At 51.3% G+C, this 14,464-nt stretch carries 15 protein-coding genes and 3 tRNA genes; 15 read left to right on the top strand and 3 right to left on the bottom strand.

Annotation, left to right across the window (positions count from 1 at the left end; genetic code table 11):
- Nucleotides 1–25: 25 nt before the first annotated feature.
- The 6 genes from xseA to H8527_RS04430 all read left to right on the top strand — a co-directional run bounded on the left by xseA (nt 26) and on the right by H8527_RS04430 (nt 4,134).
- Nucleotides 26–1,339, top strand: coding sequence for an exodeoxyribonuclease VII large subunit (gene xseA / locus H8527_RS04455; protein WP_187545968.1), 1,314 nt, complete (start codon nt 26–28; stop codon nt 1,337–1,339).
- Nucleotides 1,340–1,344: 5 nt separating this feature from the next.
- On the top strand, nt 1,345–1,545 hold the full coding sequence (gene xseB / locus H8527_RS04450) for an exodeoxyribonuclease VII small subunit (RefSeq protein WP_187545967.1): 201 nt from the start codon (nt 1,345–1,347) through the stop codon (nt 1,543–1,545).
- Entirely contained in the window at nt 1,532–2,308 is a 777-nt protein-coding gene (trmB, locus tag H8527_RS04445) for a tRNA (guanosine(46)-N7)-methyltransferase TrmB (RefSeq protein ID WP_187545965.1), read from the top strand. The genes xseB and trmB overlap by 14 nt, the downstream gene beginning before the upstream one ends.
- A gap of 27 nt (nt 2,309–2,335) precedes the next feature.
- Nucleotides 2,336–2,638 (top strand): Dabb family protein, encoded by a 303-nt coding sequence (locus tag H8527_RS04440; protein ID WP_187545964.1) that lies wholly within the window; start codon nt 2,336–2,338, stop codon nt 2,636–2,638.
- Nucleotides 2,639–2,695: 57 nt separating this feature from the next.
- Nucleotides 2,696–3,799, top strand: a complete 1,104-nt coding sequence (locus tag H8527_RS04435; RefSeq protein WP_187545962.1) for an Mrp/NBP35 family ATP-binding protein — start codon at nt 2,696–2,698, stop codon at nt 3,797–3,799.
- Between the two features lie 131 nt (nt 3,800–3,930).
- Nucleotides 3,931–4,134, top strand: coding sequence for a winged helix-turn-helix domain-containing protein (locus tag H8527_RS04430; protein WP_187545960.1), 204 nt, complete (start codon nt 3,931–3,933; stop codon nt 4,132–4,134).
- A 527-nt stretch (nt 4,135–4,661) separates the two neighbouring features.
- On the opposite strand, the gene H8527_RS04425 is transcribed toward H8527_RS04430, so the two are convergent.
- The 3 genes from H8527_RS04425 to H8527_RS04415 form a co-directional block, all read right to left on the bottom strand.
- Nucleotides 4,662–4,735: transfer RNA gene (locus tag H8527_RS04425), tRNA-Arg, on the bottom strand.
- A gap of 32 nt (nt 4,736–4,767) precedes the next feature.
- Nucleotides 4,768–4,841, bottom strand: a tRNA-Arg gene (locus tag H8527_RS04420).
- Nucleotides 4,842–4,864: 23 nt separating this feature from the next.
- A tRNA-Asp gene (locus H8527_RS04415) sits at nt 4,865–4,941 on the bottom strand.
- A gap of 377 nt (nt 4,942–5,318) precedes the next feature.
- Here H8527_RS04415 and H8527_RS04410 point away from each other — a divergent pair.
- From H8527_RS04410 to H8527_RS04370, 9 genes are all read left to right on the top strand, one after another.
- A complete protein-coding gene (locus H8527_RS04410) occupies nt 5,319–6,158 on the top strand; it encodes an ATP-binding cassette domain-containing protein (protein ID WP_187545959.1) in 840 nt (279 codons plus the stop codon).
- 27 nt (nt 6,159–6,185) lie between these two features.
- On the top strand, nt 6,186–7,070 hold the full coding sequence (locus H8527_RS04405) for a hypothetical protein (RefSeq protein WP_187545957.1): 885 nt from the start codon (nt 6,186–6,188) through the stop codon (nt 7,068–7,070).
- A gap of 32 nt (nt 7,071–7,102) precedes the next feature.
- Nucleotides 7,103–7,477 carry a GntR family transcriptional regulator gene (locus H8527_RS04400; RefSeq protein ID WP_187545956.1) on the top strand — a complete coding sequence of 125 codons (375 nt, stop codon included), beginning with the start codon at nt 7,103–7,105 and terminating at the stop codon, nt 7,475–7,477.
- Between the two features lie 81 nt (nt 7,478–7,558).
- Nucleotides 7,559–8,377: a GIN domain-containing protein gene (locus tag H8527_RS04395; protein WP_187545954.1), complete on the top strand. Its 819-nt coding sequence runs from the start codon at nt 7,559–7,561 to the stop codon at nt 8,375–8,377.
- Nucleotides 8,378–8,509: 132 nt separating this feature from the next.
- Nucleotides 8,510–9,220 (top strand): ABC transporter ATP-binding protein, encoded by a 711-nt coding sequence (locus H8527_RS04390; RefSeq protein ID WP_187545952.1) that lies wholly within the window; start codon nt 8,510–8,512, stop codon nt 9,218–9,220.
- A gap of 4 nt (nt 9,221–9,224) precedes the next feature.
- Nucleotides 9,225–10,475 carry an ABC transporter permease gene (locus tag H8527_RS04385; protein WP_187545950.1) on the top strand — a complete coding sequence of 417 codons (1,251 nt, stop codon included), beginning with the start codon at nt 9,225–9,227 and terminating at the stop codon, nt 10,473–10,475.
- 170 nt (nt 10,476–10,645) lie between these two features.
- Entirely contained in the window at nt 10,646–11,896 is a 1,251-nt protein-coding gene (locus tag H8527_RS04380; RefSeq protein ID WP_187545949.1) for an ABC transporter permease, read from the top strand.
- 76 nt (nt 11,897–11,972) lie between these two features.
- Nucleotides 11,973–13,100: an efflux RND transporter periplasmic adaptor subunit gene (locus H8527_RS04375; RefSeq protein WP_187545947.1), complete on the top strand. Its 1,128-nt coding sequence runs from the start codon at nt 11,973–11,975 to the stop codon at nt 13,098–13,100.
- Between the two features lie 10 nt (nt 13,101–13,110).
- The gene (locus H8527_RS04370) at nt 13,111–14,418 is read left to right on the top strand and encodes a TolC family protein (RefSeq protein ID WP_187545945.1); all 1,308 of its coding nucleotides are present in this window, start codon (nt 13,111–13,113) and stop codon (nt 14,416–14,418) included.
- The last annotated feature ends 46 nt before the right edge of the window (nt 14,419–14,464 follow it).

Raw genomic sequence — 14,464 nt, 5'->3', positions numbered from 1 at the left:
TCAAAATTCTAAAATCTCAGCACGTATGTCTCCCTTTTCCCTATTCGAACTCAACCGCTTGGTGCGCGATGCCCTTGTCCTCACCCTTCCTGAGGCAGTGTGGGTGATGGCCGAACTCTCCGAGATTCGACAGGCGTCCAATGGGCACTACTACGTGGAGTTTGTGGAAAAAGACGAATCGGCAGTAGGTGGGAGGTTTCTCGCCAAAGCCCGTGGCAACATTTGGCACACGACAGCAGCAACGATTATCCCGAAGTTTTTCAACACTACGGGGCAGCATCTGCAAGCCGGCATGAAGTTGCTTGTCGAGGTGCGCCCCACCTTCCATGAAGTCTACGGCTACACACTCACGATTTTGGACATCGACCCCACCTATACGCTCGGTGAGGTAGCACGGCGGCGGCAGGAAATTCTTCATCAACTTGAAGACGATGGGGTGCTTACCCTCAACAAAGAACTGCCGCTGCCTCGACCACTGATGCGCATTGCCGTGATTAGTGCAGCAGGTGCGGCGGGATATGGTGACTTTGTCCACCAACTTGAGCAATCAGGATTTCTCTTTCACACCCGCCTCTTCCCAGCCACGATGCAGGGTTCAAATGTAGAAATGAGTATCATTGCCGCGCTCAACGCCATTGCCGCCGAGCACGAACAATGGGACTGCGTGACCATCCTTCGTGGAGGAGGGGCTTCGAGCGATTTGAACGGCTTCGAAACCTACTTGCTCGCTGCCAACGTAGCACAATTCCCACTTCCCATTTTCACCGGTATCGGACACGAGCGCGACGACACAGTCATCGACTTTGTGGCACACACTCGCTTCAAGACGCCAACGGCTGTTGCGGCTTTCCTCATCGAGAAGATGCAAGAAGAGACGAAGGGGTTAGAGACCCTTACGACACGCCTCATCACCGCAACCCATCGCTACTTGCAGCAGCATCAATATGCTTTCGATCGCATGGCCCATCGCTACGAGCAGGCCGCCGATCATTTCGTGGTGTATCAACATAAGCAACTTCAACAAGCCACTCATCGTCTGCAAATCTCTGTGGCTCGAAAACTGCAGCAAGCAGATTTCTCCTTGCAGCAACTCCCCGCACGCCTCCACACCGCCTTGTCTCATCGCTTTCTGAACGAAGCGAACCACCTCGAACGCCTCGACACGGCCCTTCGCATGGCCGACCCTGAACGCATCCTCCGTATGGGCTACTCCCTCACGTTCGATGCAGAAGGACAAGTGGTGCGCTCTGTTCGACAACTCAAAAAGAACTGTCGGATTCGCACGCAGCTGATTGATGGCGAAGTGGTGAGCGAACTCCTTTATACCTCCTCAAAATAAGCCTTATGCCCAAAGCCTCTCTCTCCTATGAAGCAGCGTTGGCCGAACTCGACAGCATCGTCAACGCCGTAGAGCGCGGTGAACTCGAAATAGACCAACTCACCACGCAACTCAAACGCGCCCAAATCCTCCTGGCGCAGTGCAAAAACCAACTCCAGAAAGTACAAACAGACGTTCAGAAGATACTCGACCATGAGCAAAAATAAACTCTCTAAATTTGCCGAAATGGCCACCTACGACCACGTTGTCGAAGCCCCCTTTCAAACGCCCTCCTCACCGAATCACCCACTTTATGGTAAGTGGCACGAGGAGTTTTTCCACAACAGCAACCCCATCGTACTTGAATTAGGCTGCGGCCGGGGTGAATACTGCGTAGGACTTGGGCGTCTCTTCCCCGACAAGAACTTCATCGGTGTGGACATCAAGGGGGCACGGATGTGGAGCGGCGCCACCGAAGCCAAAGAGGCAGGGTTGAAGAACGTGGGCTTTCTGCGCACCCACATTGAGTTTATCGACAAGTTTTTTGCATCGGATGAGGTGTCTGAAATCTGGCTCACTTTCTCCGACCCACAGATGAAGAAAGTCACCAAACGGCTCACTTCCACCCACTTCTTGGCTCGCTATCGTCACTTCCTGCGCGACAACGGATTGGTTCATCTCAAGACCGACTCCAACTTCCTCTTCACCTACACCGACTTTATGGTGCAGGAAAACCATCTCCCTGTAGAGTTTCGCACGGACAATCTCTACCACACTCTTGCGGCAGAAGAGGACAATGAAGTACGCCAAATCTTGGGCATCCGTACTTACTACGAGCAGCAATGGATTGACAGAGGCCTGAACATCAAATACTTGAAGTTCCATCTCCCACAAGCGGGCACTCTCGTAGAGCCCGATGTGGAAATCGAACTCGACTCCTATCGCTCCTATAATCGCAGCAAGCGATCGGGATTGGAAACAAGTAGGTAAGTATTCTGTATAACTTGATAAAAGATTATGATTAAACATATTGTAATGTGGCGTTTCAAAGAGAGTGCAGAAGGTCGCACCGCAACAGAACACGCAGTATGGATGAAACAACACCTTGATGCCCTTGTGGAGGTAGTTCCCGAAATCCGCAGCTTAGAGTGCGGACTCGATACACTACACACCCCAGCCTCATTCCATCTCGTACTCACCGTCGTCGTCGATGATATCGAAGCCCTACAACGCTACGCCAACCATCCCAAGCATCTCGTCATTGCCGACTATGCTAAACGTGTTACCGACACCCGCGTGGTAGTGGACTACAACGCATAACCTCCGCACCGCTTAACGCTCCCTCTCTCTCTGCAAATCTTTTTACTCAAAATAGACATGACATTATACCCCAAACTCATCACTGATGCCCTCGCCACAGTGCGCTACCCTGGTAATGGCAAAAACCTCATCGAAGCCGGTATGGTGGAGGATGACCTCCGCATCAATGGCATGAAAGTGAGCTTCTCTATCATCTTCGAGAAGAACCCCGATCCTTTCATGAAGAGTCTCTTTAAGTCCATCGAATCCACCATTCTCCGCGAGGTCGACTCCGAAGTGCAGCTCACCATCACCCCAAAATACAAGCAGGCCGAACGCCCCGAACCAGGCAAACTCCTACCTCAAGTTAAAAACGTCATTGCTGTCTCCTCCGGCAAGGGGGGAGTTGGCAAAAGTACCGTTTCGGCCAACCTTGCCGTGGCACTTGCGGCACAAGGCTACCGCGTGGGGTTGCTCGATGCCGACATCTTCGGCCCTTCGATGCCAAAAATGTTCGCTCTCGAGAATGAACAAATCTACGCCCACAGGGTAGAAGGCCGTCAGCTTCTCATTCCCGCGCTCAAATATGGAGTAAAACTCCTCTCTGTGGGTTTCTTTGTCAATCCCGAAACAGCCACCCTTTGGCGCGGTTCGATGGCCAGCAATACTCTCAAACAGCTCATTGCCGATGCCGACTGGGGCGAACTCGACTATCTCATCCTCGACACCCCTCCCGGCACCAGTGACATCCACCTCACCTTGCTTCAGACCCTTGCCATCACGGGAGCAGTCATCGTGAGCACTCCGCAACAAGTGGCACTGGCCGATGCCCGCAAAGGCATCGACATGTATCGCAATGAAAAGGTCAACGTCCCCATCCTCGGACTCGTGGAGAACATGGCTTGGTTCACTCCCGCCGAACTGCCCGAAAATCGCTACTATATCTTTGGGCGTGAAGGGACAGCCCGACTGGCCGAATCGCTCAACACTCCCCTCTTGGCACAAATCCCCATCGTACAGAGCATCTGCGACGGCGGTGACAATGGTGAGCCTGTTGCGCTCCGGCCCGACAGTATGACTGGCCAAGCCTTTGCCGCCTTGGCCACTGCTGTTGTCGAAGCCACCGACCGCCGCAACCACGAACTCGCCCCCACTAAAATCGTGGAAATCACCACAAAATGACGACTAAGGGTAACAAACTCACCCTTCGAACAAGCCAACTTGTCGTTTTCTCGCACAAAAGTTTTTCATTTTGCCCGTTTTTTTTCATTTTTGCAAGCGAAATCATCCATTCTTTAATTCTATTTACAACTATGCTTACCATTAAGGCCGGTGAAATTGCCGGAAAGATTTGGACCGCACTCAATGAAAAGGGTACGCTCACAGGCAAAGAATTGAAAAAAGCATGCGGAAAACTGACCGATAAGGACTTGTTCCTCGGTCTGGGTTGGTTGCTTCGCGAAGAGAAAATCGAAACAGCAGAAATTGAGAAAGACATCACCGTCAAACTCAAATAGCTGCAGTGCTTCCTATTTTCAACGTGCCCTCTTTCGCTGTATGGCGCAAGAGGGCACGTTGTGTTTTTGCACGATGAAAGAGGCTCTCCTCTCCCTCGCGCGCGTTCCCTACAATAGTATGTGTATTTTGCCTTCACTCCTTCACCCAGATAGGTAAGTTACAGAGAGACAGCAGGTTGCGGGTGAAGGCAAGAGGTAGTTTCTCCTTCACCTCATTCACGAGCTTTCCCTTCATCGACAATTCACTTATTTACAGCTGTTTATGCCTTTTGGTGAAGGCAGTGAAGGCAAAAAACAAAACTTTCATGTAGTGACGCGCGCGTACGCGCGAGGGAAAACGAAAGGAAGTAGGGAAATTTACCTCAGAGATAAATACAACTCTCTCAGAGATAGAAAAAACTATCTCTGAGGAAGACAAGTCTTATCCACAGTCGACCTTCTTTGAGGGGGAGACAATAGGGGACAATAGGATACAAATCAAGCAACCGCACCAAAACATTCGTTTTAGCGCGGTTGCTTATTCAAAGTGACTCCGACAGGATTCAAACCTGTAACCTTCTGATCCGTAGTCAGATGCTCTATTCAGTTGAGCTACGAAGCCGTCTTTCATTTTACTTCTCAGACAAAGAAGAGTGATTCCGACAGGATTCAAACCTGTAACCTTCTGATCCGTAGTCAGATGCTCTATTCAGTTGAGCTACGGAACCTTGTTCTCTACAATAGAGAGGGTTGGCGGTGCGTACGAGACTCGAACTCGTGACCCCATGCGTGACAGGCATGTATTCTAACCAACTGAACTAACGCACCAAATGGTTTCGCAGTGCAAGAAGTGACGTCGTGTTGCTTTCTTGTTTGCGAGTGCAAAGGAATAGTTTTTTTTCGACTCCACAAAATGTTTCACTAAGTTTTTTTCAAAAAAGTGGAATTTTGAGTGCTTCTCAAGGATATTTGTCCTCAAAGACATTCTTTTCTGAAACATTTGTACCCCTTTAATACCTCTCTATTCCTTTTCTTCTCTACATCGTTCAGCGTTGGAATAGCACTGGAGTAATTTCAAACAGAAGTTAATTCTTGGGGTTCTATATCATTTTCTTATGATTTTGTTTGGTGGTTAATTGAAACCTTCCTACTTTCGCAGTGTAATACAAAACTATAACACAGAAACCCCTTAACATTTCAGCGCCATGTTAGACATAAAAGACCTCACCTTCAGATACCGCGCAGGGCGGACGGCGGTGTTCCACAACTTTTCACTTCATCTTGAAGAAGGCAATATCATTGGGCTACTTGGAAAGAACGGCACAGGAAAGTCCACCTTACTTTATCTTATAGCAGGGCTACTCCATCCACAACAAGGGAAGGTTTTATATAAAGGGATTGAAACCCAAATACGCCGCCCTGAAGTACAAGAAGAGATGTTCATTGTACCTGAAGAGTTTGAACTACCCAACATAAGCCTTTCTCGCTTTGTAGAGCTCAACCGACCTTTCTATCCTAAGTTCTCAAACGAGATTCTCGAGCAGGCGCTCCGCGACTTCGAACTCCCAGTCGATTTACAACTTGAAGCCCTCTCGATGGGTCAGAAGAAAAAGGTATTTATGAGTTTTGCCCTCGCCACCAATACCCGCCTTCTGCTGCTGGACGAGCCCACTAATGGTTTAGATATTCCTTCAAAAACACAATTCCGTCGAGTTATCTCTCAGCATATGACTGATGAGCGAACCATCATCATCTCGACTCATCAAGTACACGATGTCGAAACACTCATAGACCGCGTATTGATGCTTGAAGGACAACGTCTCTTAATCAACGATACCACGGCTCACATTTGTGAACAATTGCGGTTTGAGCAACGTCCCTATGGGCAAGATATCAGCGATGCCCTCTATGCCGAACCCTCTTTGGCCGGAACAGCACTCATTACACGTGGCGATGGTTTTCAAAACACTCAAATAGATCTTGAACTTCTGTTTAATGCACTCACACAACATCCGGATCTACTCGAGACACCTCAAAATGTATAATTTATTTCCTCTAAACATCTGTTCACTATGTTTGCTCATCATAACTTTGATTTCACCCGCTTCTGCTATGTCTTTAAGCACGATTGCTTGATGCACAAGAAAGATCTGTTTAAGATGTGGGGAGGTATGTTCCTCGGCTTTTTCTTCATTTTACTATTACCCACTACTCCTTATCTGTTCTACCACGATGATTCCATTGAGCACGGTTTGTACACCTTTGTGATCTCCTTATCTCTTTTTGCGGCCCATATCTTTGCACTGATTGGTGCCAGCTCTATTTTCGCAGATCTAAAAACGAAGCAAGCACGTATCAACTACTATATGCTTCCCGCCACAAGCACAGAAAAATATCTCAACCGCCTGATACTATCCACCTTCTTCGTACTAATAGGCATTGTTGTTGCATTCGTGGCTGCTGACTTACTCAACTGGGTGATACGCGCCATTGTTCGAGAGGGGGGTGAACTCGTTGCATTCCACATCTTTGATCCATTAGATCAAATCAATTTCCTACATATGGATCTCATCAGAGAGACCGAAACACAAATCATCGTCCGGCCCGAAGTGTTCATTCTCCCTCTACCCTTCTTCCTTTTTCTCTCTGCTGAAGCCACCTACATCCTCGGTGGCACCCTCTTCCGTCGCTACGCATTCATCCTTACTACCGCTTTCATCTTCGTCCTTTCCGTAGTAATCACCTTAATTCTGACCTTAGTTGCAAGTTTTATGGTCAAGCACTACGTAGACGACTTTCCCACAGACATTGCTTCAGAAAGCATCACGCAGTACATTCTTTGGCTAAGTGTCGCCATCTACTTATTTCATCTACTTTGGACAATCGGATGCATCTACTTCTCCTACCGTATGTTCAAGAATTCCAATGTCATTATTAACCGCAGCATCGGACTCTAACCCCGGACTGCTCAAACAGAACTCACTCCATTATGAAATTCCGCGAAGGCCAACCTATCTATCTCCAAATCGCGGAGCGACTCATGGATGAGATTATGGCCGGCCAATATAAGGCCGACGAACGAGTCCCCGGCGTTCGCGACTACAGCGTTCTGCTGCAAGTCAACATCAACACCACCGTCAAAGCCTTTGATGTGCTCGCTCAACGCGGCATTCTCTACACCAAGCGCGGATTGGGATATTTTGTTGCCGCCGATGCACAAACCATCATCCACGCTACACGCCGCGAAGATTTTCTCAACCAACAGCTCCCCGATTTAGCACACAGCATGCAGATGCTCAACATCCCGTTGCCTCAAGTAACCCAGCGTTTAGAACTGCTACTTGAGAATGCCACAGACATCTAACAATTATGCTGCTCTCCTGTCACAAATCCATCACTCTTTCGTATTAGTAAAAAACACTTCACACTTCTAAACATTTTAATTATGAAACGTTTTATTCTATCCCTCCTCGCCCTATCTCTGACTACCAGCCTCTGGAGCTGCAAAGAAATCGTCATTGCCGGCATCAATTCCCCAAGTGAAACACGTCTCGAAGTTGTGCCTCACTCCAGAGTACACACCCTCAATGTCACCGGCGAAGTAACCAAAATCGATGCACGACAAGACATCGAAGTACGCTATATCCCTACGGGACAAAAAAGCATCACCGTCACTTCCAACCTCAAAGATCCATCTCTCCTCAATATCCATGTATCGGGCAATACCTTGATTGCAGCCTACAAAGGAGCACGCTACATCGACAATTCCGTCCACACCGTAGTAGAAATCTCGGGGTATACAATCAACGATATGAAAACCTCCTCATCAGGTGAGATTAAAGTGCTCCAACCACTCACTCTACAATGCCCTCTCAACATCAGCACCAGTTCCACTGGCTCTATTTCACTCATTGGTGGATCGGCAACAGCTGTAAACATTGCCGCATCCTCATCGGGTGATGTCGATTTGAACAATTTCAACACTCCCTCTCTGACCATCGCCGCTTCGTCAGGTGCCGATGTTGACTGTGAGTATCTCACCGCCGACAACGTAAATATCAGCGCCAGCAGTGGTGCTGATGTCGACTGCAAGGGTACGGCAAGAACTGCAAACTTCACGGCTTCGAGCGGTGCCGACATCTCTGCCAAAGAACTCTTCACTGAAAGAGCCGTAGCCACTGCTTCTAGTGGTGCCGACATCGATTGCAAAGCACGTTCACTGCAAAAAGATACCAGTTCGGGCGGTAGTGTCACCAACCACTAATTCACCCATAAAGGTGGGGAAAGAGTTTTCTCTCTCTCCACCTCTTGGGCTGCTTATCTGATTTTTGTTTTTTTCCTCAGCAGTCCTTTCACAATAGCGACACTTCAACTCAATTACCATTCCACCCGACCTATGCTTCATCTCGAAAACATCCATAAGACCTACAATGCCGGTCAACCGCTGCACGTGCTCAAAGGCATCAACCTCGACATCGAAGACGGCGAATTTGTGAGCATTATGGGCGCATCGGGCAGTGGAAAATCCACCTTGCTCAACATTCTCGGCATCCTCGACAACTACGACGAAGGAACATATTACCTCGGCGATGTACTCGTCAAGAACCTCAGTGAAGCCAAAGCTGCCGACTATCGCAACCGAATGATTGGTTTTATCTTCCAATCCTTCAACCTCATCGGATATAAAAATGCCCTCGAAAACGTGGCCCTGCCTCTCTACTATCAAGGTGTCTCCCGCCGCAAGCGCAACGCCATCGCCATGGAACACCTCGAACGTCTCGGCCTCAAAGAGTGGGCACACCACATGCCCAACGAACTTTCTGGCGGACAAAAGCAACGCGTTGCCATTGCCCGAAGCATCATTACCAACCCTCAAATCCTTCTGGCCGATGAACCTACAGGAGCACTCGACTCGAAGACTTCCGCTGAGGTGATGCAGCTTCTTACCGACCTCAATGCCGAAGGACGCACTGTGATTGTCGTCACTCACGAAAGTGGCGTGGCCTATCGTACTAAGAAGATTGTGCACATCAAAGACGGCCTCATCGGCAACATCGAAATCAACAACCCCGAAGACATCAAGCCCTTCGGCGAACTTATGAAGTAGTCTTATGTTTCAAGAAATCCTTACCCACCTCAATCAAAACAAACTCCGCACCGCACTGACGGGGCTGAGCGTGTCGGTGGGCATCTTCTTGCTCATCTTCCTGCTCGGTGCAGGCAACGGCCTCATCCATGCTTTCCAGGCCAACGGGAGCAACTTTGCCACCGATGTGGTCGAAGTCTTCCCCGGCTACACCTCCAAGCCTTATGATGGTCTGGCCAAAGACCGCAGCGTGAAGCTCGACGACCGTGATGTCAGGCTCACCCGCACTGCCCTGCCCGGCAACATCACCGAAGCCACCGCCAAGATTTCACTCAAGCAAACGATGCGCATCATCAGCGGTGAGCACCAAGTGAGCAGTTGGTTTGAAGGCGTCTATCCGCTCGCGGTCGAGATGGGACACGTCAAGATGCTCGCCGGTCGCTTCATCAACGACCTCGACATGAAGCAATGCCGCAAAGTGGTGGTCATCACCAATAAAGTGGCAGAAGACTTCTTCGGGTCGTCCGAAGCTGCCATCGACAAAATGGTGCGGGTCGATTCCCTCTCCTACCGCATCATCGGTGTACGCAGCAACAAGGGCGACTGGGGACAGGCTCGAAGTTACATCCCCTTCACCACCCTGCGTACAGCCTACAACACCGGCATCAACATCGATGAGCTCAACCTCCGCACCACCGGTGTCGCCACCGACTCCGCTGCAGCACAGTTCTCTCGAGACATCCGTCGCTCCATATCCCGCCGCCACCGTTTCTCGCCCACCGACGAGAATGCTCTTTGGATCAACAACACCGCCCAAGGCGCCAAGGAGCAAGATACCACCATCGGTATCCTCCGTAACGCCCTTTGGATCATCGGTCTTCTCACATTGCTGAGCGGCGTGGTGAGTATCTCCAACATTATGCTCATCACCGTCAAGGAACGCACCCATGAGTTCGGCATCCGCAAAGCGCTCGGCGCTCGTCCTTGGAGCATTCTGCGCAGCGTAATGCTCGAAAGTATCATCATCACGATTCTCTCGGGCTACATCGGACTGGTGGCCGGCATCGCTGCTACCGAATGGATGGATCGCAAAAGCGGAGAGCAAGTCATGGAGATTATGGACCAAAAGTTCTATACTTTCCTCGACCCCACCATCGACCTCCGCATCGCTATCTCTGCCCTCACCATACTCATCATTGCCGGTTTGGTGGCTGGTTTCTTCCCCGCCCGCAAGGCCGTGAAGGTAAAACCCATCGAAGCTTTGAATGCGAAGTAGGTAAACCGGTAAATTGGTAGATTAGTAAATCGGTAATTCGTAAACCAGTCTACGAACGAACCAACCACTAACCTATTGGTCACCCACACCAATCTACGAATCAACCGGTATGCCAGTCCACCAATCACCAATCTACGACTCTACTAATCACCAGTCTACTTAATAAAGATATGTTCGACTTAGACAAATGGGCTGAAATCTTTCAAGCCATCACCCGCAACAAGTCGCGCTCCATGCTCACCGCCTTCGGCATCTTCTGGGGCATTTTCATGCTCATCCTTCTTATGGGCGGAGCAAAAGGAATGAAGAGCATCTTGCAAAGCACTTTCGACGGCTTCGCCCAAAACTCCTATATGGCCTTTGCGGGAACAACCTCCAAGCCTTACGGAGGTTTTCAAGTGGGGCGCTCGTGGCAGATGAGCGACGACGACATCCTCTCCGTGCGCCGCTATGTGAGCCATGCCGACATTGTCACTCCACTCATCGCCAAATGGGGAGGCGTGTTCAAATTCCGTGACAAGACCCACGACGGCACCATAAAAGGCGTTTATCCCGACTATGCCGCCATCGAAAATCCAAAGATTACCCATGGGCGCTTCATCCAATCGGTCGATGTGCGCGATTTCCGAAAGATATGCATCATCGGACGAAAAGTCGCCACCACCCTCTTCCCCAACCAGCCCAACCCCATCGGCAAGTTCATCAACGTCAACGGTGTCTACTTCCAAGTGGTGGGCATCTCGGGCAACACCAGTAAGATGGCCGTGGGCGGCAATACGGAAAACACGATTTTCGTGCCGTACACAACGCTCCAACGCCTCGAGAACCGCGGACGAGAGTTTGATGTCCTCGCCGTTACGGCCAAGCCCGGCTATTCGGTAAGCAGTCTCCAAGGTCAGGTCGAGGACTTGCTCAAGAAGAATCACCATATTGCGCCCGAGGACAAGCAGGCCATCAATGGTATGAACATGGAAGCCATGTTTCAGATGGTGCAATCCCTCTTCGACGGCATCAACATCCTGGTTTGGCTCATCGGCATCGGGACGCTTATCTCCGGCAGCATCGGTGTTTCCAACATCATGATGGTCGTGGTCAAGGAGCGCACCACCGAAATCGGAATCCGCCGCGCCATCGGTGCCCGTCCGTCCACCGTGCTCTCCCAAATCCTCACCGAGAGTATGGTACTCACTCTCCTCGCCGGCTTCTCCGGCATCGTACTGGCGGTGCTCATTCTTGCGGGCGCAGAGATAGCCATGAAAAGCGGTGCACCCTCCGAATTTGCCGACGCACAATTCCAGATTTCCTTTGTCATGGCACTGGGGGCCGCGGTAGCACTTGCCGTTCTCGGCACCACAGCTGGCATTGCTCCTGCCCTGCGCGCCCTGGCCATCAAACCCATCGATGCCATTCGTGACGAATAGAGCACCAGCATGAAAGAAAAGATAAAGCCACAATCTCTCCACAGCAAAATCCAATAAAAATAAATTCATACCCACCATGAAGAAAGCTTTTAGAATTATCGCCTTTGTTTTGGTCGCCCTCCTTTTCATCGGCACCTTCGTGTTCCTCTACAAGAAGTCACAACCTAAGGAAACAGAGTACGAACTCCTCACCGCAAAGACCGAAACCATCCGCCGCACCACCGTCGTGACCGGCACGATCGAACCGCGCAACGAAGTGGCCATCAAACCGCAAATCACCGGCATCATCGCCGAACTCTACAAGGAAGCGGGACAAATGGTGAAGAAAGGCGAAGTGATTGCCAAAGTAAAGGTCATCCCCGAAATGTCGCAGGTCAATGCTGCCGAAAGTCGCGTTCGCCTCTCCCAAATGAACGTCAAGCAGGCGCAAGCCGACTTCGACCGTGCCAACAAACTCTATGCCGACCACCTCATTTCGACCGAAGAGTTTGAAAAGGCACGCCTTGCTCTGCGTCAAAATCGCGAAGAGGTCAACAGCGCCGCTGATGCGCTGCAAATCGCCAAAGAGGGTGTCAGCACTTCGATGGCCGACCTTTCCACCACGCTCATCCGCTCCACCATCGACGGCCTCATACTCGACATCCCTGTCAAAGTGGGAAACTCGGTCGTGATGAGCAACTCCTTCAACGACGGAACAACTATCGCCACCGTGGCCAACATGTCCGACCTCCTTTTCAAAGGGACTATCGACGAAACCGAAGTCGCTCGCTTGGTAAAGGGCATGTCCATGGACATCAGCATCGGGGCGCTTCCGGAGAGGAAGTTCAATGCCGTGCTCGAGTTCATTGCTCCCAAGGTTAGCCAAGGTACGAACAACGCCAACCAATTTGAAATCAAAGGCGCGCTGAGCGTAGGCAGCGGAGTAACCATTCGTGCCGGCTACAGCGCCAACGCCGAGATTGTCCTCGAAGAACTCAAGAACGTGCTCTCCGTCCCGGAATCCGCTGTCGAATTTGAAGGCGAAAAAGCCTTTGTCTACGTGCTCACGTCCAAAAAGGACGCCAAACCGCAAACTTTCGAACGACGCCGCATCCAGACCGGCTTGTCGGACGGAGTGAACATTGCCGTCACCTCCGGACTGAAACCCGGCGACAACGTGCGTGGAAATGTCAAAACATCCGAAGAAGTGAAACCCGCTCAATAACGCCACCGCTATGAAACAATTCCTCCTCGGACTTCTCGCCCTCTGCTCCCTCACCGCTGCAGCACAGACTCCCCTCAACCTGCGTCAGTGCATCGACCGCGCCAACGAGCGCAACCTGCAAGTGCGGCAAGCCCTCCTCAACTGCCGACAGCAAGAAGTCAATGTCAGCAGCGCACGAAACGCCCGCTTGCCGGAGGTGAACGCAAGCGCCGGCGAAAATCTCTCGTTCGGCCGCGGCATCACCGCAAACAACACCTATGAGTCGCGCAACACCTCCTCGACCTCCCTTTCCCTCGGTGCTTCCATGCCCTTGCTCACAGGCGGCCGCATCGGACACGTCAACAAGCAAGCCGACCTCAATCTCGCTGCTGCCGTGGCCGACGTCGATCGCCTTCGCGAAGACCTCTCGCTGCAAGTGACGCAGGCTTATCTGCAAGTGATTTACTACGCCGATGTTGTCACACAGACCAACGAAAACCTCAGTCTCGCCCTCCAGCAGGAAGAGCAAGTGCGCAAGCGCATCGCGGCAGGCCGACTGCCGGAAGTAGAATTGGCACAAGCCACTTCCCGCATTGCGCAAAACCGACTTGACCTTGTGCAGGCGAAGAATAACCATCACCTCGCCTTACTCTCCCTCTCGCAGCTCCTCGAATTCTCGACTCCCGACAGCCTCGCCATCGTACGCCCCGAAGAGAGCGAACTGCGCGACATCACAGGCAACCCCGAAGAGACCTACCTCCTTGCTCTCAGCGATCGCCCCTCTCTCCGTGTGGCCGACCTCCGCATCCGTGCTGCGCAAGAGGGCATCGCCATTGCCCGCTCCGCACGCTATCCCACTCTCTCCCTCACCGCCGGGCTTGGTTCGAACTATTATCATACTTCGGGCATCACCAATCCCACTCTCAGCCGGCAGATCAAGGACAATTTCTCCCAAAGCATCGGTTTGAGCCTCAACTTCCCTCTGTTCGACCGCCACGCCACGCGCAACAACATCCGCCAGGCCCGTCTCGCGGTGCTCGAACAGCAACTTGCCCTCGACAACACGAAGAAGACGCTCTACAAGGAAATCCAAGACGCCTACTACAACGCCCTGGCGGCTCAGCAGAAATATCGTGCGGCTCTGGTGGCGGAAGAGGCGGCTCAGGTTTCGCTCACGACCGTCATCAAAAAGTTGGAGGGTGGCCGCGCCACTACTCCCGAGTTCGACGAGGCATTCAACAAGCATTTCGTCGCAGCGACCAACCGCATCTCGGCGCGCTACGAGTTCCTCTTCCGCTCCAAAATACTTGATTTCTATCGCGGCACCACGCTCCGATAGCGTTCCAGCTCATTGCTTCTACCTCTTTTCTTCATATCCTCTTTCT

This window comes from Alloprevotella sp. Lung230, assembly GCF_014385435.1.
Lineage (GTDB): Bacteria > Bacteroidota > Bacteroidia > Bacteroidales > Bacteroidaceae > Alloprevotella.
This window is presented reverse-complemented; position numbering and strand designations above follow the sequence as displayed.

What these genes read in the sequence shown, in the direction of transcription:
- H8527_RS04380 (WP_187545949.1), top strand. Translation starts at nt 10,646, where the DNA reads ATGTTCGACTTAGACAAATGGGCTGAAATCTTTCAAGCCATCACCCGC.
- H8527_RS04390 (WP_187545952.1), top strand. Translation starts at nt 8,510, where the DNA reads ATGCTTCATCTCGAAAACATCCATAAGACCTACAATGCCGGTCAACCG.
- trmB (WP_187545965.1), top strand. Translation starts at nt 1,532, where the DNA reads ATGAGCAAAAATAAACTCTCTAAATTTGCCGAAATGGCCACCTACGAC.
- H8527_RS04370 (WP_187545945.1), top strand. Translation starts at nt 13,111, where the DNA reads ATGAAACAATTCCTCCTCGGACTTCTCGCCCTCTGCTCCCTCACCGCT.
- H8527_RS04385 (WP_187545950.1), top strand. Translation starts at nt 9,225, where the DNA reads ATGTTTCAAGAAATCCTTACCCACCTCAATCAAAACAAACTCCGCACC.
- H8527_RS04400 (WP_187545956.1), top strand. Translation starts at nt 7,103, where the DNA reads ATGAAATTCCGCGAAGGCCAACCTATCTATCTCCAAATCGCGGAGCGA.
- H8527_RS04435 (WP_187545962.1), top strand. Translation starts at nt 2,696, where the DNA reads ATGACATTATACCCCAAACTCATCACTGATGCCCTCGCCACAGTGCGC.
- H8527_RS04440 (WP_187545964.1), top strand. Translation starts at nt 2,336, where the DNA reads ATGATTAAACATATTGTAATGTGGCGTTTCAAAGAGAGTGCAGAAGGT.
- H8527_RS04395 (WP_187545954.1), top strand. Translation starts at nt 7,559, where the DNA reads ATGAAACGTTTTATTCTATCCCTCCTCGCCCTATCTCTGACTACCAGC.
- H8527_RS04375 (WP_187545947.1), top strand. Translation starts at nt 11,973, where the DNA reads ATGAAGAAAGCTTTTAGAATTATCGCCTTTGTTTTGGTCGCCCTCCTT.
- xseA (WP_187545968.1), top strand. Translation starts at nt 26, where the DNA reads ATGTCTCCCTTTTCCCTATTCGAACTCAACCGCTTGGTGCGCGATGCC.
- H8527_RS04405 (WP_187545957.1), top strand. Translation starts at nt 6,186, where the DNA reads ATGTTTGCTCATCATAACTTTGATTTCACCCGCTTCTGCTATGTCTTT.
- xseB (WP_187545967.1), top strand. Translation starts at nt 1,345, where the DNA reads ATGCCCAAAGCCTCTCTCTCCTATGAAGCAGCGTTGGCCGAACTCGAC.
- H8527_RS04430 (WP_187545960.1), top strand. Translation starts at nt 3,931, where the DNA reads ATGCTTACCATTAAGGCCGGTGAAATTGCCGGAAAGATTTGGACCGCA.
- H8527_RS04410 (WP_187545959.1), top strand. Translation starts at nt 5,319, where the DNA reads ATGTTAGACATAAAAGACCTCACCTTCAGATACCGCGCAGGGCGGACG.